Source organism: Rhizobium leguminosarum (genome assembly GCF_010668065.1).
Lineage (GTDB): Bacteria > Pseudomonadota > Alphaproteobacteria > Rhizobiales > Rhizobiaceae > Rhizobium > Rhizobium leguminosarum_S.
The window spans coordinates 605,221-622,935 of record NZ_WUEN01000002.1 but is presented as its reverse complement, the minus strand read 5'-3'; the positions used below and the strand labels follow the sequence as shown (position 1 = coordinate 622,935).

Genomic DNA, 17,715 nt, shown 5'->3' with positions numbered 1-17,715 from the left:
TCTGATGAATACGGCGTTGCGATTCTGAAGTTCGTGTCGCAGCCGCCGGGAGACGGAACGAACTTCGACTGCGGCCCGAAATGCCGCCTTTCCATGGGGAATGAGATGGAAGAGTTTCACAAAGTCCGGCGTTTGCCGCCTTATGTTTTCGAACAGGTCAACCGTTTGAAGGCAAGCGCGCGAGCGGGCGGCGCCGATATCATCGATCTCGGCATGGGAAACCCCGACCTTCCCACTCCCCAGTCGATCGTCGACAAGCTGTGCGAGGTCGTGCAGGATCCGCGCACGCACCGTTATTCCTCTTCCAAGGGCATTCCGGGCCTGCGCCGCGCCCAGGCCGCCTATTATGCCCGCCGTTTCGGCGTCAAGCTCAACCCGGATACGCAGGTGGTCGCCACCTTGGGCTCCAAGGAAGGCTTCGCCAACATGGCGCAGGCAATCACCGCGCCTGGCGACGTGATCCTCTGCCCGAACCCTACCTATCCGATCCACGCCTTCGGCTTCCTGATGGCGGGCGGCGTGATCCGTTCCATGTCGGTGGAGCCGGATGCGAGCTTCTTCGAACCGCTCGAACGTGCCGTCCGGCATTCGATCCCGAAGCCCTTGGCGCTGGTTCTCAATTATCCCTCGAACCCGACGGCCTATGTCGCGACGCTCGATTTCTACAAGGACGTCATCGCCTTCGCCAAGAAGCACGACATCATCGTGCTCTCCGACCTTGCCTATTCGGAAATCTACTTCGACGGCGCCCCGCCGCCGTCGGTTCTGGAAGTGCCGGGCGCGATGGACGTGACCGTCGAGTTCACCTCGATGTCGAAAACCTTCTCCATGCCCGGCTGGCGCATGGGATTTGCCGTCGGCAACGAGCGACTGATAGCGGCGCTCACCCGCGTCAAGTCCTATCTCGACTACGGCGCCTTCACGCCGATCCAGGTGGCGGCGACGCATGCGCTGAACGGCGATGGCTCCGACATTGCGGAAGTCCGCAACGTCTATAAACGTCGCCGCGACGTCATGGTCGAAAGCTTCGGCAAGGCCGGTTTCGAGGTGCCGCCGCCGGCTGCGACGATGTTCGCCTGGGCAAAGATCCCGGAAAAGTTCCGTCATCTCGGCTCGCTGGAATTCTCCAAGCTGCTGGTCGAGAAGGCCGACGTCGCCGTTGCCCCGGGCATCGGCTTCGGCGAAATGGGCGACGACTACGTCCGTCTTGCACTTGTCGAGAACGAACACCGCATCCGCCAGGCTGCGCGCAACATCAAGAAGTTCATGTCGACGGCAGACGAGACGATGCACAACGTCATCTCGCTGAACGCACACCGCTAATCCAACTCTCGGGCAGCCGCGTCCGGCGGCTGCCGCCACACAGATATTTCAGGATCGATCCATGGCAGATGCCCTCAAAATCGGCATTGCGGGCTTGGGCACCGTTGGCGCCTCGCTTGTCCGCATCATTCAGCAGAAGAGCAACGAGCTTGCCGTCACCTGCGGGCGTCCGATCACCATCACGGCCGTCTCGGCACGTGACAAGGCGAGGGACCGCGGCATCGATCTTTCCACTGTTACCTGGTTCGACCGGCCGGAAGAGCTTGCCGAAAAAGGCGATATCGACGTCTTCGTCGAGCTGATGGGCGGCGCCGAAGGGGCTGCCAACATCTCGGTGCGTACGGCACTCCAGCGTGGTCTCCATGTGGTGACAGCCAACAAGGCGCTGCTTGCCTATCACGGCGTCGAGCTTGCGACGATCGCCGAGGAGAAAGGGTCGCTGCTGAACTTCGAGGCGGCGGTCGCCGGCGGCATCCCGGTCATCAAGGCGCTGCGTGAATCGCTGACGGGCAATTCCGTCTCGCGTATCTATGGCATCATGAACGGCACCTGCAATTACATCCTGACCAAGATGGAGAAGGAGGGGCTTTCCTTCGCCGAATGCCTCAAGGAGGCGCAGCGGCTGGGTTATGCCGAGGCCGATCCGGCCTTCGATATCGAGGGCAACGACACGGCCCATAAGCTTTCCATCCTGACGACGCTCGCCTTCGGCAATCAGATCGCCGCCGACGACATCTATCTGGAAGGCATCACCAACATCTCGATCGAGGATATCCACGCCGCGGCCGAGCTCGGTTATCGCATCAAGCTCTTGGGCGTTGCCCAGCGCACCGATACCGGCATCGAGCAGCGCGTCCATCCCACAATGGTGCCGGTCGATTCGGTCATCGCCCAGGTCGACGGCGTCACCAATGCGGTGGCGATCGAATCCGACGTGCTCGGCGAACTGCTGATGGTCGGGCCTGGCGCCGGCGGCAACGCCACGGCCTCGTCGGTGCTTGGCGATATCGCCGATATCGCCAAGAGCCAGCCGGGCGCTCAGCGCGTGCCGGTGCTCGGCCATCCCGCAACGACGCTGGAGCCCTACCGCAAGGCGCAGATGCAGAGCCACGAGGGCGGCTATTTCATCCGCCTGACCGTGCTCGACCGCACCGGCGTCTTTGCCAGCGTCGCAACCCGTATGGCCGAAAACAACATTTCGCTGGAATCGATCGTCCAGCGCTCCAAGCAGCATCTGGCGCCATCGCACCACCAGACAATCATTCTCGTCACCCATGCGACGATGGAAGAGTCGGTGCGCAGGGCGGTCGCCTCGATCAAGTCGGAAGGCTATCTCTTCGGCGAGCCGCAGGTCATTCGCATCGAACGGCCGAAAGAGGAAGGCTGAGCCTTTTTCTCGTCCCGGAGGACCGTTGCGCCGCCCTGTCCCTGCAGGGCGGTTTTTTTGTTATCTATTCAACCTTTCGTTACGGAAGTCTATATTAACAGATACCGAAATATTGATATAACTAAACCTAAGATGGTGAGTCGTCTGGGTGGAGAATTTCATGAGCAAGGACAGCCACGCCGGGAAGGGGTATGGCTACCCGAGCGATGTGCCGCCGAACCATCCTGATATGCCTGAGGAAATCCTCAAGCCGGCCTACCGTGAAATTCTTCAAGAGGTCTCTGATGAGGCTGATGACGAGGAAAACACGGAAGGCCGCAACTGGGCCATTCTGCTGACGCTGTTTTCGTTCCTGCTGGTGCAGTTCGCCGGCATCGCCATGATCATCTGGGCGGTGTTTTGGTAAAAACCCGTGTCTGCAAATCCATCGCTATGTTATCTCCGCTGCTCCTGTAGAAAGAGCAGATGAAGTCAGCGGAGTGTGGCATGGCAGATCTCGTCGATCCGGTACAGCGCGCGTTTCTCGGCGTGGAGAAATCCGCGCTCGACAATCGCTGGGTGGCGCGGCTCGACCAGGCAGGTCAGAACCGCGCGCTGGCCATGTCGCAGATACATGGATTGCCGGATCTGATCGCCCGGGTGCTCGCCGGGCGCGGCGTGACGGTAGACGAGGCGATCGAATTCCTCGATCCGACGATCCGCAGCCTGATGCCCGATCCCCATAAGCTGACCGACTGCGAAAAGGCCGCGACCCGCCTCCTGCGCGCGATCGAGCGCGGCGAGAGCGTCGCGATTTTCGGCGACTACGACGTCGACGGCGCAGCCTCCTCGGCGCTGATGTTTCGTTTTCTCAGCCATTTCGGTGTCAAGGCGACCATCTATATCCCCGACCGCGTCTTCGAAGGTTACGGCCCCAATCCGGCGGCGATCAACCAGTTGATCGATAACGGCGCTCAACTGATCGTCACCGTCGATTGCGGCTCCACCAGTCATGAGGCTCTGGCCGCCGCTGCCGCGCGCAACATCGATGTCGTCGTCATCGATCACCACCAGGTGACACATGAGCTGCCGCGCTGCCATGCGCTGGTCAACCCGAACCGCGAGGACGATCTCTCGGGGCAGGGGCATCTTTGCGCCGCCGGCGTCGTCTTCATGGTGCTGGTTGCGACGCTCCGGCTGCTGCGTGCGGCCGGCAACAAGCGCATCCTGGCGATCGACCTGCTGCAATGGCTGGATATCGTGGCACTTGCGACGGTCTGCGATGTCGTGCCGCTGAAGGGCCTCAATCGCGCCTATGTCGTGAAGGGCCTGGTCGCTGCCCGCCACCAGAGCAATGCCGGGCTTGCAGCACTGTTCCGCAAGGCGGGGCTCGCCGGCCCGGTGACACCCTATCATTTCGGTTTCCTGATCGGCCCGCGCATCAATGCCGGCGGGCGGATCGGCGACGCGGCACTCGGAAGCCGGCTGCTGACGCTTGATGACGCCGGAGAGGCGGAGGTGATCGCGCAGCGCCTGGACGAGCTCAATCGCGAACGCCAGGCGATGGAGGCGATCATGCTGCAGGAGGCTGAAGCCGAGGCACTTGCCGAATATGGCGACGGCGAGGGCGCCTCCGTCATCGTTACCGCCCATGAGAAATGGCATCCCGGCATCGTCGGGCTGATCGCGGCGCGGTTGAAAGAGAAATTCAAGCGCCCGGCCTTCGCGATCGCCTTCGATCCCTCCGGCCGCGGCACCGGCTCGGGCCGCTCGATCAACGGCTTCGATATGGGCAGGATGGTCCGGGCTGCGGTCGACGAGGGGCTGCTCGTCAAGGGCGGCGGCCACGCCATGGCTGCGGGCCTGACGGTCGAGCGCGCCGATCTCGGCAGGCTGAGGACCTTCTTCACGGAGAAGGCCGAGAGGACGGTGGCCAGCCTCGTCGCCAACGAAACGCTGAAGATCGACGGCGCGATCGGCGCAAGCGGCGCCACCCTCGAACTTATCGATCGCCTGGAGGCCGCCGGCCCCTATGGCTCTGGCCACGCACAGCCGCTCTTTGCCGTGCCGGCGCATCGTCTGCGCGATGCCCGCCTGGTCGGCGAGAAACATGTGAAGGTGACGCTGGAGGCCATGGACGGATCGCGGCTCGACGGCATCGCCTTCCGCGCCGCCGATACGCCGCTTGGTAATCTTCTCATCAATTCACGCGGCGCCAGCCTGCATGTCGCCGGTTCGCTCGGTGCCGATCATTACCAGGGCGCACGCCGCATCCAGCTCCGCGTCTGCGATGCAGCGCCGGCAAAATAGAGCGGTCGCGCAAGAGCGCTGACGATGGGAAGTGTCAAGGGAGAGAAAGTGGTACGCCCTAGGGGAGTCGAACCCCTCTTCCCAGAATGAAAATCTGGTGTCCTAACCGATAGACGAAGGGCGCTTCCTTCGTGGTGGCGCCCTTATAGTCAGCACCTTCGAAGGCCGCAAGCGCCAAGGCGCGAAAAAATCATCGTTTTCGCCGATTTTTTTGCTGCTGTGGAAAATCGCGGCGTTGGTTACGGCGGAGTGGAGAAAAATCGAGCCGGTGGGCTAGGATGGGCCGCATTGCGCGAACCCGAAGGGTTCTCCTCAAGGGGACTCATAGGGCCGGCCAAGGTCGATCGAAACGGATGACGATGGCCTATCATCAGGAGTGGTACGCCCTAAGGGGACATGGGGAAAATCGGCCTTTGATTTTGTTAATTTTTTTTGGCGTTTTTGTCTCACTTTTTGTCACCCACAAAAGGTGACAAACTGTGTCTCTATTTTGTTCCCGATCCGGAAGGAGAGAGTGCGGCAGAAACCTGCATCGTTGCTGCGCGCGCGAGTGATGCAACGAGAGCTTTCGATCTTCCAGCGATGACCTCCGACCGCGCCAATGTCGCCTCGTTCATTCTGCGGACTACCGTGGGCGGTACGTTAACTATGGTCACGGAAGGAGGACCGTCACTTAAGCCCAAAGCAACGTCATCGGAGATCGGCAAGAAGCGCGCGAACGTCGTTGTTCCGTCAGCCGACTTCAATGAAACGCTGGCCCCCGGGATATCGCCGACCACGAAGCTCTTATGTGCATTTGACGAATAGTAGATAGCTATCCCGAGACCAGCTAGCCGTCTCTGGACCTTCTCACTTGGACCAGCAGCCTGTGCGGCGACATTGATGTTTTGAAGCATCCTTGGTTTGAGCGTCTGCGCGACTGTCGCGTCGATAACATTGTCGGCTTGAGCTTTGGCGAGTTGGCCGTCAACATACCTTTCAACGTTGGTCACATCTGCCATCGAGCGCATATAGCCGGGCGATCGCTTCATTTGAAAATACCAGAAGCTTCTCCAAGTTGCCCAGTCCTTCGCTGAAAGCTCCGGCACGCTCCCCGACCGAACTTCGTCTAGCAACCGTCTGAACAGCGTTGCGGTGTCGGGTTCAATTTTATTAGCAAAAAACTGTTCCAATCGATTATCCCGACGACCGTCCTGTGAGTAGGAAGAATAAAGATGCGTCTCTTGGAAGAGATTTCTCGGCGACGACATACCGATATTCTCCACTCCCTTGTCGCGCCGCCAGAAATGTAGGTGACCACAATTGTCGGTGAAATTACGCAAAATGAACTGAGGGACGAAGTGATGAGCCTTGGCAGACACAGGTTATCCAACACCTCCGAAGTGATAAGCACGCCGCGCCGCGCCGCGCGTCCCGTGTCCTCGATGGCTTCATCCAGAAGCCTTTGTCAAGAATATCGATTTCGGAAATCGTCAGATCACATTCACGACGACTTCCGGCGAAGTTGTAACGATCGACAGCGATGGAAAGTATACGGCTTTCGCCAAAGGCGGCCAAGAACTGTCGTCGACCGAAGCATTGCCGATCTAGCGATGCCAGATCGGCCGCGCGCCTGAGTTACAGTACCCCAGCGCAAAATTGCGCATGGGGCTCAATCAGACTGCGCAGGATCTCGGAAGGATGCGGATAGTGCCCTTCCCATTGGTCGCCCCGGTTCAGTCATGATCATCTTGCGTCCTCGCCGATAGTCATGACAGCGTGACACTGATTCTGGAGGATGCCGCTGTGCCGTTTAAAGAGATGCGCGACGACAAATACTTCTACAACTGTGATCGCTGCGCCATCGAATTCCAGTTTGGGCCCCATTTTTATGGAGGAAGTCCTGGGCCCAAAGGCACCATGCTTTGCAAGGCGTGTGCGCCAGATCCCTTTAGGATCTCGTTGACTTCAAAAGAAACAGCGGAATCAAAGAATTGATGAAGGGGAGATGCCTGTGAGTAAAAAAACCATCTATAGCCTCGAAGTGTATGAACCCGGGGATGATCGCTCCGTGGCGATAAGATATTAAAAGCGACGCGCCTTTCGGCAGCATAAGTGTTGGCGACGAAATATCGAGCCCCACGATGCGTATAGGCGATCGGCTGAAAGCTACTAAATCTGGCACATATTTTGGGAGCTAGATACGCACATCACTCACAAAATCTGTGTCTCGACCACCTCGGTGCAGCATTAAGCCGATATTGCAGCTCAGGCAACGAAGGAGAATACTGTGGGCTTACAACCAGACAAACACCTCCGAGTGAATGGTGACACTGAGGATGATCGCCGGGACTTCCGGATCGCGCAGCTCAACCGTCGAGTAGAGAACCTGGAGGTGATCGTTTTTGAGCTTCTTCGGGATAAGGTGCACTACGAACTGATTGACGGCTATCTGACGACAATCGAGAGTAAGAACACCTTCACACCGTCATCTTCGGACTTAAAGGATAGAGGCAGCCAATTCGCATCGTTGTCTCGCCAAGGCTTTCCTCCGGAAAATCTAAACTGGCCAGAGGAACCGGTGAAGTGGCCTCGCCAACCTAACAAATAGTCGACGCGCGAAATCGACTGACAGATGAGCGCAATGATTTCAGTGAGGCGACTTTTGTCTCACTTTGAAAGAACTATTTGATTTATATAGAATTTGGTACGCCCTAGGGGAGTCGAACCCCTCTTTACAGAATGAGAATCTGTCGTCCTAACCGATAGACGAAGGGCGCAGGCAGCCTCGTTAAAATAGGAGCGTGCGCCGGCTTCTGCAAGCGGAAGTGATGGCTTCTATTTGGAGAGAAAGTGGTACGCCCTAGGGGAGTCGAACCCCTCTTCCCAGAATGAAAATCTGGTGTCCTAACCGATAGACGAAGGGCGCTTCCTTCGTGGTGGCGCCCTTATAGTCAGGCGTTTTGAATCCCGCAAGCGGAATTGCGGTTTTCTTTCAAAAAAATGACAGGAAATCCGAGCGCGGTCGAGAAGCCGATTATTGAAGCTGAATCAATAGGCTGCCGGTTGTTTCTTTAACGAGACGAGGTGCTGCTGCCGTAACGTAATGCGAAAACCGCGCGGCCGTCAGATCGCTCTTGCCGTCGCTATTGGTGCGCGCTTGCCGCCGCAGCCCCAGTTCCAGTCACGGCTTTTGCCGGTGTCGAGGTGAACCGAATCCGTGTGGCAGTAGGTGCCGACGCCGCCGCGGTCCGGCAACGAGCGGATATAGGCGGCGATATCCCATTTCGTAACACCGTCGATCTGGATGTCGGCGGCCTCGCAGCTCTTGTGCATCGATTCGTCGGCGCCGCCGACGAGGCGGTTATGCTCTTCGTCACGGTAGCCGGAGGTGACGATGACCGGCCGGCCGAAATGACTTTCGACCATCTTGATCACTTTCAGCAGGTCGGGCTTGAAGCAGCCGACCTCGACCTTGTCGTTCTGGAGATGCAGCCCGTTCGGCGCGATGCGCGTCATGCCGGGCAGGGACGCCTTGTGCAGTAGGCCGGAGAGGCTGCCAAGCAGGTTCTGCTTCGGCGCGCTGTAGAGCGCGTTCATCGTCGAGGTGGGAATGCTGCCCGTCGCCAGCGACGCCGTCTGCACGGGCGCAAGCTGCGTGCTGCTATTCTGCGAGGATTGCTGCGGCAGCACCGGCTCCGCCGGCTGTGGAGGCACGGGCGGCTGGCTGTAGACGCTGCTTCGCGCCGGTGCTGCACTTTCCACCGGCACATAGGCCTGCGGCTGAATGACGGTGGATGTGCTGTTGTTCTGCGGCGCCGGCTGGTGATCGGAAAAGATGCTCATCGCCTGCGCGTTGATCCGGGTCGACTGCAGGACGAGCCCGCCGATATTGGCGGGCGCCGCCGTTGCCGAACCGGCGGGCGGGACGGCTGCATTCGGATCTTGTGCCACGACCTGAGGCGCGCCCGGGACGCCGGAGACGTTGACGAGCCGGGGATCGGTATAGACCGAACGTGGGGCAGGGCTTGCAGGCGCTGCCGTGGCCAGCTGTGGTGCTGCGGCGGGCACAGCCGGAACCACCGCCGCCGAATCGAGCGCCTTCTTGTCCGACGCGCAGCCGGACAGCGCCAGCACCGAGGTGGCGATCAGCAAAGCGCCCGTCACGGGCATCCGCATCTGCATCTTACGCAAGCGACAGTCTCCAGTTGATGCGGAAAATAAGCGAAAAACGCTTCTCTATCCGCTTCGAGTCGCCAGGAGATTGCCTGCGGCGTCGGATCGCGGCAAGCGCCGAGGCGCCGGCCGGACCCGAAATCGAAAAAGCCGCAAGCCTCGCAAAAGCCTTGCGGCAAAAACCCTTACCAGGCGCCGGTATTGCCCATCGAGGCCCAGGGCTCAGTGGCCGGAAGCGGGTTGCCCTTCTGCAGGATTTCGATCGAGATGCCGTCGGGCGAGCGCACGAAGGCCATGTTCCCGTCGCGCGGCGGCCGGTTGATGGTGATGCCGTTGTCCATCAGATTCTGGCAGGTGGCGTAAATATCGTCGACCTCATAGGCGAGGTGGCCGAAATTGCGACCTCCGCTATAATCTTCCGTGTCCCAATTGTAGGTAAGCTCGAGGCAGGGGGCTTTTTCGCTGCGCGCACGGTCGAGATCGTCGCGAGCAGCCAGGAAAACCAGGGTGAAGCGGCCCTTCTCGTTTTCGTGGCGGCGAATTTCCTCCAGTCCGAACAGCGTGGTGTAAAAGGCAAGCGAGGCGTCCAGGTCTTTGACACGAACCATTGTATGTAGATAACGCATTCTATTTACTCCTTTATTGGGGCTGGCTTTTTTCGGCGAACCGAGGTCAGCTTCGGGCAAGTCAACTTTATAAAATGTGCACCTGGGAATAACCGAAAACTAGGACTTGCGCTTATCCGTTACCAAGATGTTAATCTTGATTTCAAGAATCAGTTAACCGTAACAGTGTGACGCGTATTCGAGGGGCTGGCGACAATGGCTGACAGGATTTCATCGAACGAATACTCCGACCTCGACGAGCTATCAGGAGAGGCGGTCGATCTTGTTGAAATCACCGGCGTCGTCAAGTGGTTCGATGTCGCCAAGGGTTTCGGCTTCATCGTACCCGACAACGGCTTGCAGGATGTTCTCCTGCACGTGACCTGCCTGCGCCGCGACGGTTACCAGACGATCCTTGAGGGAACGCGCATCGTTGCCCTCATCCAGCGCCGCGAGCGCGGCTACCAGGCTTTCAAGATCCTCTCGATGGACCAGTCGACCGCGGTTCATCCCTCGCAGCTGCCGCCGGTACGCACCCATGTGCAGGTTACCGCGACGAGCGGCCTCGAGCGTGCGCTAGTCAAGTGGTTCAACCGCACCAAGGGCTTCGGCTTCCTGACGCGCGGCGAGGGCACCGAAGATATCTTCGTGCATATGGAGACGCTCCGCCGCTTCGGCCTGACGGAGCTCCGCCCCGGCCAGGTGGTTCTCGTCCGCTTCGGCGACGGCGAAAAGGGCCTGATGGCCGCAGAGATCCATCCCGACGTTCCGAGCCCGGCAAGCCGGTCGCACTGAACATGCGCGGCCTAATCCTATTTGATGCCATCAGAAGCGCCTTATTGGCGCTTTTTTTCATGGTTGCGCTGCCGGCCTTGGCTGACGAGGAGATGCGGTTCGACAAGGAGCCGCTGCTCATCCAGACCGCTGCGGGCAAGGTGCTGCATTTCACCGTCGAGATCGCCGCGACCCCGGATCAGCGCGCCCGCGGACTGATGTTTCGCAAGACGATGGCCGATGATGCCGGCATGATCTTCGATTTCGACCAGCCGCGGCGCGTCACCATGTGGATGGAAAACACCATCCTGCCGCTCGACATGCTTTTTGCCGACGACACCGGCACGATCCGCCACGTCAAGGAAAAGGCAGTGCCCTATTCGCGCGACATCATCGATTCGATGGTTGCGGTGAAATACGTCGTCGAACTCAATGCCGGCATCGTTGCCAAACTCGGAATCAAGCCCGGCGACAGGATCGTCAGCGCCACGACGACGAAGAAGGCGAAGTGACGGCGCATGCGAGCCGCGACGCGGCTGTCAAGGAATTCAACAATATCGGGATATTTGAATGGTCGGAGTGGAGAGATTCGAACTCCCGACCCTCTGGTCCCAAACCAGATGCGCTACCAGGCTGCGCTACACTCCGTGCCGTGAATGGCAGGGGAGATACACGGTTCACTTCGCCGTCGCAACCCATAAATCCAGCTGTGGCCGAAGATTCCTCGCCGGACCTGTGGATGCAAGGCAGAAAAATGTTGATAGGCGGCCAGCCTGCTTGCCAGGCGCACGAGTTCGGTCTGCCTGGCGCAATTGTACGTCAGCACAAGGCTAAATTAGCCGTGGGCGATCAGGCCGATATATTGGGCGTAGCTGATGACAACGTAGAAGAACGCCGTGATGCTAGCGCCTATCACAATGGCATTGAACTCCGCCGAACGTCTCATCATGAGCTGCAAATCCACTGAAATCGATTGAGCCGTAAACTAGTGCCGAGGGAAGGCAGCGGCAATCAGGTTGTGATCACAAGGTGAGACAAGCGGAAATATTGCGAAATCCGGCTGGCAATCACCGGATTTGAAGGGGAGGCGGTGTCGGCCGTCATGCGACGGAGTCGGCAGCCGTGTCGCACACCGCCTTTTATCTTGAAAAAGCGGGGATTCGCGGCTAAGCAAAATTCATCTCTTGGCATTATCCTCAGCGATGATGCCAAGGTCCGAGAACGGGCCGGCAACGGGATTGAGACCATGAAAGGCGGGCGCTGCCCGCATAGTCGGAGACGCTGCAGTCATGTCTGCCAAGATCTATCGTCCAGCCAAGACCGCCATGCAGTCAGGCAAGGCCAAGACCCATCTCTGGGTGCTTGAATACGATCAGGAGTCGGCGCGCAAAATCGATCCGATCATGGGCTACACTTCCTCGGGCGATATGCGCCAGCAGGTGAAGCTCACCTTCGAAACGCAGGAACTCGCCGAAGCCTACGCCCAGCGCAACGGCATCGAATACCGCGTCATCGCACCGAAGGATCCGGTTCGCCAGGTCGTCGCCTATCCGGACAATTTCCGCTATACCCGCACGCAGCCCTGGACGCATTGAGATTTCTGGTCCAGATATGCCGCATCCGGTCGCGCTCGTGAGACGCGGCCGCCGGACGGCCCCTTAGCTCAGCTGGATAGAGCACCTGCCTTCTAAGCAGGTTGTCGCAGGTTCGATTCCTGCAGGGGTCGCCAATTCCGTTCAAAACTGCGAACCGACGTGTAAGGTAAGAAGTCAGCTCTTAGAGCGCTTTCGAGCGTCGCCTTAATTCCAAAGATTTTGATTGTTCTTGGGCCTACAACGATGCGCTCAACGACAGATCGCATGTACGCGCGGCGAAATCCAGGCTCGCCGGTGGCAATATTCTCACGCATCACTTCAGAAAATCTGAGAATAGCCTCAGGCGTCACTGCTTCGACAATTTTGGTTGTCGCTCTCAAACGCGCCAAAGCATCGATGGCTTTTTGACGGTCAGCCTGTAACTGGGCAATTCTGGATCGAAATAGATCGTCTGCCTGAGCGACACCTTCTTCAATGGAAAGATAAATCCGCCTCAATCGAGCCTCAGTTTCCCTGAGGTCGGAAGTTAGTTCGGCGACCCTCCGACCAGCACTAGCGTTCTTTTCATTTCGATCCGCAGATATGGACGATATCAGTTCCGCTATTCTTTCTACTGTCAGCAATCGATCCGAAAGATGTCGCACCACGTCAGCATCCAGCGTTTCCATTCTGATCGAGATGCCGTCGCACGCGGATTTGCCAGTCCGCAGGTTCGCTCGGCACGAGTAGTACCTATGGACTTTTCCAGTATGGGAGGTGCCCGTTCGTAGCATCATACTGGCACCGCATTGCGAGCAATAAACTAGGCCAGACAGTAAGGTCCGCGCTGTCACAATCCGAGGCGGGGTCACTTGGCGATTCCTTACTTGCAGCGTTGCTTGAGTGGCCTCGAATTCCTCTCGTGAAATAATGGGTGGGACGGGCACGACCACCTGTTCCGAAATCGGCTTTAATTTCCGAGTCTTTGACTCTTGTCGATTAAAGATAAACTCGCCTGTGTAGCTGCGGTTCTTCAATATGAACGCCACCGATCCGACGCCGAACCGTGAATCCGTTTTGGTTCGGTATCCTCGCTCATTCAACCAACTGACAAGTGCCTTGCAACCAAGAGGGCCGCTAGTGCCGTCGCCGCGAAGATAGAGCTGGAAAAGCAGTCTGACCGTTTCCGCTTCTGTTGGCTCGACAACGACCTTTTTCTTCACCCGATGACCGCGTGTTTCAATTTCTACGGCTTTGTATCCGAGTGGTAACCGGGCACCGTTATAGAAGCCCTGACGAGCGTTCTCTTTCATTGATCGGAGCGTATGTTTAGCGGTTTCCCTGGATTGATATTCATCAAAGAGCCCGATTATGTGTCGCATCATTATCTGGGCCGGGTCGTTACCGAGTTCCTGTGTGATTGAAACGACTTCGACATCGGCCTTAGCCAATTTTCGAATGTAATATTCCATCGCAAAGTCATCGCGGAAAAACCGCGAGTACGAATGGACGATGATGACATCGTAGGGATTTCCGTGGCTTATCGCTTGCGCGATCATTTCCTGTAAAGCCGGGCGATTGTCATCGGTCGCGGACTGTCCCGGTTCGATAAATTCATCGACCAGTTCCCATCCTTTTCGGCGGCAGTATTCAAGCGCCTGGTTCCGTTGATCCGGAATAGACAAATCGCTTTCTGCTTGTCGGCCGGTGGAGACCCTAAAATATCCAGCTGCTCGTCTGACTTTTGGGCTGGATGCTTCATCAACTCTTTCCATTGTCGTGCGTTTCCTTCGTTTGAAGCTAATGAGGAACCTTGGACGAGGGCGGCAGGATCGCGTTAATCTCGACACTCAAATAATCTTGGACGACTCGAACTTCTATTGGGCGTATGGGTGACTTGTCGGGCCAATCGTCCTTGATTAGCAGAATGCTAACCCGCCCTGATGTCCGGCTGGGACTCCGTTCTCGGCGCGAGATATTTGTCGGTCGTATCATTGGCGCTTTCCCCTGATAGGCATTTTGGTGAAGACGCTTTTTCATCGGCCATACCCGCCACAGAATTGATTGAAGTAGAAAGCACGCCGGAAACCTATTTTTGGCAAAGGTTCACGCAGGACACCCGATTTTTTGCTACGCCTTTTAGTGGTCACTGTTTTCCCCCTTGTTCGACCGTTCATGTTTTTCAATCGCTTCGCGTCGGGCGATGTAGCTGTCGAAAATGCCGCTCAGATCCCTAAGGGGGCCGTGGTTCCCACTGTTGGTCGGTACATCAGCAAAGACCCAGTGGACCCCTTTATCGAGCAGCGTCCTCACTAGTTCGTTGTAGTGGACTATGTCGCGAGAGATTCGCGAGGGCGAAGTAGTCAGGATATGGTTGAACGGGCGACGGGGATGAAGCGCCTGAGAGCAAAGACGGTTTAGCCCATCTCTCTCACGTGACAGTCCGGATTTGCCCCGGTCGTGAAATACTGAAAGGATGTGCCAACCGTTGCGCTCGGCGAACTGACGAAGATGAAGTTCCTGCCGGTCAATGTCGGAATCCCGTGATACGGTGCGGCAGTAAATGACCATGGTCGTGCCCGGCTTGGGCAGGTTGTTATCCGCTTTCTCAGCTGGTTGGACGGTCACGAGCATTCCTCCAGTTCTGAGAACACGTTTCTAATGCCTCGCCGAGGGTTGTAAGGAGAGTGTTCACCTCCAACTCGGTGGGTGGTACAAACGGAGCAAAGGATAGCCGGATGATACGATGCCTGCGGTTTCGCCTGATCTGACTTATGTGGAAGCTTGATTTGAGGTTAGTGGACCGCCTGCTGCCGCGAAATCGGCTTGATTTGGCTTGATCACTTACGCTGTAGTGCCCGTCGCTCCCGTCTGTAGGCTTTCCCATAGTCGCCACTCCTTTAAACCGCGCGACGCTGTGTTCTAAGTGCACTAGGTGTGGATAACCGTCCAACACGCTTGTGATCGTGAAGCAAAGGGGCGACTATTGTAAAGGTGCGGACTATTGAGCGGGTAGTGTTGCTTGTTAATCGCGGCGTAAGACAGTATGAATAATTCACGAAGTGAATTTATATTCAATTTCTTTACGATTTTCGGAATTATAACTAATTGTCGATGCCGTTTCCTTGGCGATTTGTTCGAATCGTAAGGAGATGTCTATTTAAACCAAGTCTTCAATGGATGAATGAAGGCGTCTCTGGCCTTCGCATTTTGACAATTTTCTTTCATAAATTCGCGTGTTCATTCTTTATTTCTGCAATTTATATTCCGTGAGAACCATCCGAAATGGGCTCGCATTCGGCATGCCGGTGCCAAAACGGGGAAGTCACTCAGCAAGACGACACCCGGAGAAGGTGAGGCCTTTACATGTGGAGATATCGGATTTCATAAACCGATCAAAGCCGATCTGGATAAGCAGGCTGATGTATTGATCGAGCGGCGGGTACGCTGGAAGATGGCCCTACGACAACTTCTGCGAGGTGCGGCAAAAAGCGAGTTGGCCCCCTGACGATCTAGACCTGATGGTAAGACAAAACCCGGCATCATCCCTTTGACCCAATCAAGGATATCCCGAAGTTGTAGTGGAATTCGCCGTTCGTCAGCACATGTTTTTTGAGAGGCGAGTTCACGTCAACAAAAATCCGGCAACGGGGTTTCATTCAGCCTACTGAGCCGCTGTGGCAGGACTCGATCAACGTAAAATACGATGATGTTGACGGTCTACAAATCTCGATGTCTTACGAGAGCCACCCGGATATTGAGAGAATCCTGGCCGATTCGACGAACGCTCGATCTGAACGCTGACTAGTGGCGTCTGCACGGGTTTTGACGACTTCCGACGACAGTGTGCAATAGGAGGCGGAAGGATGAAAGGAATCGAGCGCAACGGATACGTCTTGCGTTGGCTTGGCGGAAGCGTCCCCGTTCAAGGCGAAGGTAACATTGACGGTCGACCCTTTTATTTCCGAGCGAGAGGGGCACAATGGAGTCTCGAAATTGGCTATGTCGAAGACGGGGACCGCCCGCCGATGTGGTGGCATGTCGAAGCTTGGGGCGAGTGGCCCGACGCTGGCTACATGCCGGGAGCTATTGCCCTAGAGATGATCGACAAGGCCGTTGCTCTTTATCGGGAACAGCAGCCGCAGGAAATCGGTCCGGATCACCCTGAATGGACGGATCATGTGTTGCGTGCATGGAGCGACGACCGGCTAGGAACTCAACCGGCCACTGTCTTGCTTGGAATTGACGGTGACAAGTTGGAAAAACGAGCCATCGAACGGGATTTGCCGCTTAACAGCTACCATGAACTTGCGAAGGCCAGCGAAGCTTACGGGCGGGCACTGGCAGCCGAAATGGCACCGTTCAATTTCCCGGCCAAATACGACGAGATGGAAAGGGAAATCCTTCGGCTCTGGGGCACAGGCACGCTGTCGACGGATCAGGCATCGAGATTCCTCTATATGCGGCCAGAGGACATGCCCGCGCGGGCTCGGTTTCTCCGTATTCCGGCCCCGAACGAACAGATCGACAAGGATTCATGTCCGAATTCTCAAAGCTCCGATAGGCTGGGTTCGCAAATTGCACATCGTCAGGAAATCGGTCGCGGTGCGCGAATGACTACCGCCATTTCTCAACAAGAAATCCTGACGATCCTTGGACGGGGTCGGTGTGGGATGGCGGTCGCCAGCGGTTCCTTGACGTGCTGTAGTTTCGGCCAAAGCCGCTATGGATGTTTCCGGCCCTTTAAAATCGGTCGTCATGCTTCTGCGGAGCACCCTATGATATTGATGGCGTTGGACGAAGGGCCCCTTCGTCGTCCGTTTCAGAAAAGACGATACTTCTCCTTCAGCCGCTCCAAAAACGGTGGTGGCTTGAATTCGGCTATCTCCGTATAGTGATAAGGAGAGTTCGCAAACAGTTGGGTTTGTTCTCCGTAAAAGAGGCGCTCATATGGCTGGCCACCATAGTCGAAATGACAAAACAGATGCGGCTTGTTGTAAAACTTATCGCCGTCAGGGGTGAAAGACTCGATCAACTCGTAGGGCATCTCCGCTAAGAGCATGACCTTCAGTGCATCTTCTGGAGGGTGAGACAGATATTCAACCCATTCACCATTTCCTTCCTGCCGTAGAAAGGTCCATCGGAGGCCAAGAAGGACACCCCGGTTGTAGGTCCCCATTAAGCCAACTCGAAACCAAGCTGAGATGCCTTGGCTTTTCTCGTCGATGTCCGGATAATGGTCGAGGCGGGCAACATCATGAACGATGACGTCGGTGCGGTAGCTGTCGCGTGCGGCTATGAGAAAGAAATTTTCGAAAACGGGACGCCACTTGTCGCGTAGCGCAATCTTCGCCTCGGGAGTCAGTTTCCGGCGGTTTCCACGACCAAGTGGGAAATCCTCGAAGTTGGTAACGATACCGACTGCCCCGGCGATCAGGCCGATAATCGGCTCGAAACCGGGTTCATGGTAGGCCCAAAGCCCGAAGCCGACGAGGGCGGCCCAGGAACCAACATGGACGACGGAATTTCTGAAAAGCGACATTCCAACCACTTCATGCACGATGTGTAAGTCCGGATGTGCGTTCTCTGCGTCGGAGGAACTAACTTC

At 57.0% G+C, this 17,715-nt stretch carries 15 protein-coding genes and 5 tRNA genes; 10 read left to right on the top strand and 10 right to left on the bottom strand.

All coding sequences use genetic code 11. The annotated features are described in order from the left end of the window. Window positions 1–105 precede the first annotated feature (105 nt). The 4 genes from GR198_RS07525 to recJ all read left to right on the top strand — a co-directional run bounded on the left by GR198_RS07525 (window position 106) and on the right by recJ (window position 4,999). Window positions 106–1,323, top strand: a complete 1,218-nt coding sequence (locus GR198_RS07525; protein WP_164045614.1) for an LL-diaminopimelate aminotransferase — start codon at window positions 106–108, stop codon at window positions 1,321–1,323. A gap of 61 nt (window positions 1,324–1,384) precedes the next feature. After that, a complete protein-coding gene (locus GR198_RS07520) occupies window positions 1,385–2,710 on the top strand; it encodes a homoserine dehydrogenase (RefSeq protein ID WP_029873131.1) in 1,326 nt (441 codons plus the stop codon). Window positions 2,711–2,870: 160 nt separating this feature from the next. After that, on the top strand, window positions 2,871–3,116 hold the full coding sequence (locus GR198_RS07515; RefSeq protein WP_164023719.1) for a hypothetical protein: 246 nt from the start codon (window positions 2,871–2,873) through the stop codon (window positions 3,114–3,116). A gap of 80 nt (window positions 3,117–3,196) precedes the next feature. Next, the gene (gene recJ, locus GR198_RS07510; protein ID WP_164023720.1) at window positions 3,197–4,999 is read left to right on the top strand and encodes a single-stranded-DNA-specific exonuclease RecJ; all 1,803 of its coding nucleotides are present in this window, start codon (window positions 3,197–3,199) and stop codon (window positions 4,997–4,999) included. Between the two features lie 49 nt (window positions 5,000–5,048). Here recJ and GR198_RS07505 read toward each other — a convergent pair. The 6 genes from GR198_RS07505 to gloA form a co-directional block, all read right to left on the bottom strand. Next, window positions 5,049–5,123: transfer RNA gene (locus tag GR198_RS07505), tRNA-Glu, on the bottom strand. A gap of 361 nt (window positions 5,124–5,484) precedes the next feature. Then, complete coding sequence (locus GR198_RS07500) at window positions 5,485–6,360, bottom strand: DUF4238 domain-containing protein (RefSeq protein WP_164068150.1); 876 nt, start codon at window positions 6,358–6,360, stop codon at window positions 5,485–5,487. 1,323 nt (window positions 6,361–7,683) lie between these two features. Continuing rightward, window positions 7,684–7,758: transfer RNA gene (locus GR198_RS07495), tRNA-Glu, on the bottom strand. 74 nt (window positions 7,759–7,832) lie between these two features. Next, window positions 7,833–7,907, bottom strand: a tRNA-Glu gene (locus tag GR198_RS07490). A gap of 197 nt (window positions 7,908–8,104) precedes the next feature. Continuing rightward, on the bottom strand, window positions 8,105–9,163 hold the full coding sequence (locus GR198_RS07485) for a YcbK family protein (RefSeq protein WP_409514051.1): 1,059 nt from the start codon (window positions 9,161–9,163) through the stop codon (window positions 8,105–8,107). Between the two features lie 176 nt (window positions 9,164–9,339). Next, on the bottom strand, window positions 9,340–9,780 hold the full coding sequence (gene gloA / locus GR198_RS07480; RefSeq protein WP_130792841.1) for a lactoylglutathione lyase: 441 nt from the start codon (window positions 9,778–9,780) through the stop codon (window positions 9,340–9,342). Window positions 9,781–9,975: 195 nt separating this feature from the next. Here gloA and GR198_RS07475 point away from each other — a divergent pair, with 195 nt between their 5' ends. Both GR198_RS07475 and GR198_RS07470 read left to right on the top strand, forming a co-directional pair. Further along, complete coding sequence (locus GR198_RS07475; RefSeq protein WP_003539135.1) at window positions 9,976–10,554, top strand: cold-shock protein; 579 nt, start codon at window positions 9,976–9,978, stop codon at window positions 10,552–10,554. A gap of 2 nt (window positions 10,555–10,556) precedes the next feature. Next, window positions 10,557–11,045, top strand: a complete 489-nt coding sequence (locus GR198_RS07470) for a DUF192 domain-containing protein (RefSeq protein ID WP_011651707.1) — start codon at window positions 10,557–10,559, stop codon at window positions 11,043–11,045. Window positions 11,046–11,104: 59 nt separating this feature from the next. On the opposite strand, the gene GR198_RS07465 is transcribed toward GR198_RS07470, so the two are convergent. Further along, a tRNA-Pro gene (locus GR198_RS07465) sits at window positions 11,105–11,181 on the bottom strand. Window positions 11,182–11,242: 61 nt separating this feature from the next. Between GR198_RS07465 and GR198_RS07460 the strand changes: the two genes are divergently transcribed. The 3 genes from GR198_RS07460 to GR198_RS07450 all read left to right on the top strand — a co-directional run bounded on the left by GR198_RS07460 (window position 11,243) and on the right by GR198_RS07450 (window position 12,262). Beyond that, on the top strand, window positions 11,243–11,500 hold the full coding sequence (locus tag GR198_RS07460; RefSeq protein WP_164067642.1) for a hypothetical protein: 258 nt from the start codon (window positions 11,243–11,245) through the stop codon (window positions 11,498–11,500). A gap of 322 nt (window positions 11,501–11,822) precedes the next feature. After that, window positions 11,823–12,128: an ETC complex I subunit gene (locus GR198_RS07455; RefSeq protein WP_003539138.1), complete on the top strand. Its 306-nt coding sequence runs from the start codon at window positions 11,823–11,825 to the stop codon at window positions 12,126–12,128. Window positions 12,129–12,185: 57 nt separating this feature from the next. Continuing rightward, a tRNA-Arg gene (locus tag GR198_RS07450) sits at window positions 12,186–12,262 on the top strand. Here the strand turns inward: GR198_RS07450 and GR198_RS07445 are convergent. Both GR198_RS07445 and GR198_RS07440 read right to left on the bottom strand, forming a co-directional pair. Beyond that, complete coding sequence (locus GR198_RS07445) at window positions 12,221–13,882, bottom strand: recombinase family protein (RefSeq protein ID WP_164068271.1); 1,662 nt, start codon at window positions 13,880–13,882, stop codon at window positions 12,221–12,223. The two genes, GR198_RS07450 and GR198_RS07445, sit on opposite strands and share 42 nt — an antisense overlap. 364 nt (window positions 13,883–14,246) lie before the next feature. Beyond that, window positions 14,247–14,735, bottom strand: a complete 489-nt coding sequence (locus tag GR198_RS07440; protein ID WP_164068148.1) for a recombinase family protein — start codon at window positions 14,733–14,735, stop codon at window positions 14,247–14,249. A gap of 1,238 nt (window positions 14,736–15,973) precedes the next feature. Here GR198_RS07440 and GR198_RS07435 point away from each other — a divergent pair. After that, entirely contained in the window at window positions 15,974–17,002 is a 1,029-nt protein-coding gene (locus tag GR198_RS07435) for a hypothetical protein (RefSeq protein WP_164068146.1), read from the top strand. Here GR198_RS07435 and GR198_RS07430 read toward each other — a convergent pair. Beyond that, on the bottom strand, window positions 16,930–17,649 hold the full coding sequence (locus tag GR198_RS07430; RefSeq protein ID WP_164068144.1) for a hypothetical protein: 720 nt from the start codon (window positions 17,647–17,649) through the stop codon (window positions 16,930–16,932). The genes GR198_RS07435 and GR198_RS07430 overlap by 73 nt on opposite strands. Window positions 17,650–17,715: the final 66 nt, after the last annotated feature.

Bases quoted from the DNA above. Each gene is read 5' to 3' on its own strand.
- GR198_RS07525 (WP_164045614.1), top strand. From the start codon at position 106: ATGGAAGAGTTTCACAAAGTCCGGCGTTTGCCGCCTTATGTTTTCGAA.
- GR198_RS07520 (WP_029873131.1), top strand. From the start codon at position 1,385: ATGGCAGATGCCCTCAAAATCGGCATTGCGGGCTTGGGCACCGTTGGC.
- GR198_RS07515 (WP_164023719.1), top strand. From the start codon at position 2,871: ATGAGCAAGGACAGCCACGCCGGGAAGGGGTATGGCTACCCGAGCGAT.
- recJ (WP_164023720.1), top strand. From the start codon at position 3,197: ATGGCAGATCTCGTCGATCCGGTACAGCGCGCGTTTCTCGGCGTGGAG.
- GR198_RS07485 (WP_409514051.1), bottom strand. From the start codon at position 9,163: ATGCAGATGCGGATGCCCGTGACGGGCGCTTTGCTGATCGCCACCTCG.
- gloA (WP_130792841.1), bottom strand. From the start codon at position 9,780: ATGCGTTATCTACATACAATGGTTCGTGTCAAAGACCTGGACGCCTCG.
- GR198_RS07475 (WP_003539135.1), top strand. From the start codon at position 9,976: ATGGCTGACAGGATTTCATCGAACGAATACTCCGACCTCGACGAGCTA.
- GR198_RS07470 (WP_011651707.1), top strand. From the start codon at position 10,557: ATGCGCGGCCTAATCCTATTTGATGCCATCAGAAGCGCCTTATTGGCG.
- GR198_RS07455 (WP_003539138.1), top strand. From the start codon at position 11,823: ATGTCTGCCAAGATCTATCGTCCAGCCAAGACCGCCATGCAGTCAGGC.
- GR198_RS07445 (WP_164068271.1), bottom strand. From the start codon at position 13,882: ATGGAAAGAGTTGATGAAGCATCCAGCCCAAAAGTCAGACGAGCAGCT.
- GR198_RS07435 (WP_164068146.1), top strand. From the start codon at position 15,974: ATGAAAGGAATCGAGCGCAACGGATACGTCTTGCGTTGGCTTGGCGGA.
- GR198_RS07430 (WP_164068144.1), bottom strand. From the start codon at position 17,649: ATGTCGCTTTTCAGAAATTCCGTCGTCCATGTTGGTTCCTGGGCCGCC.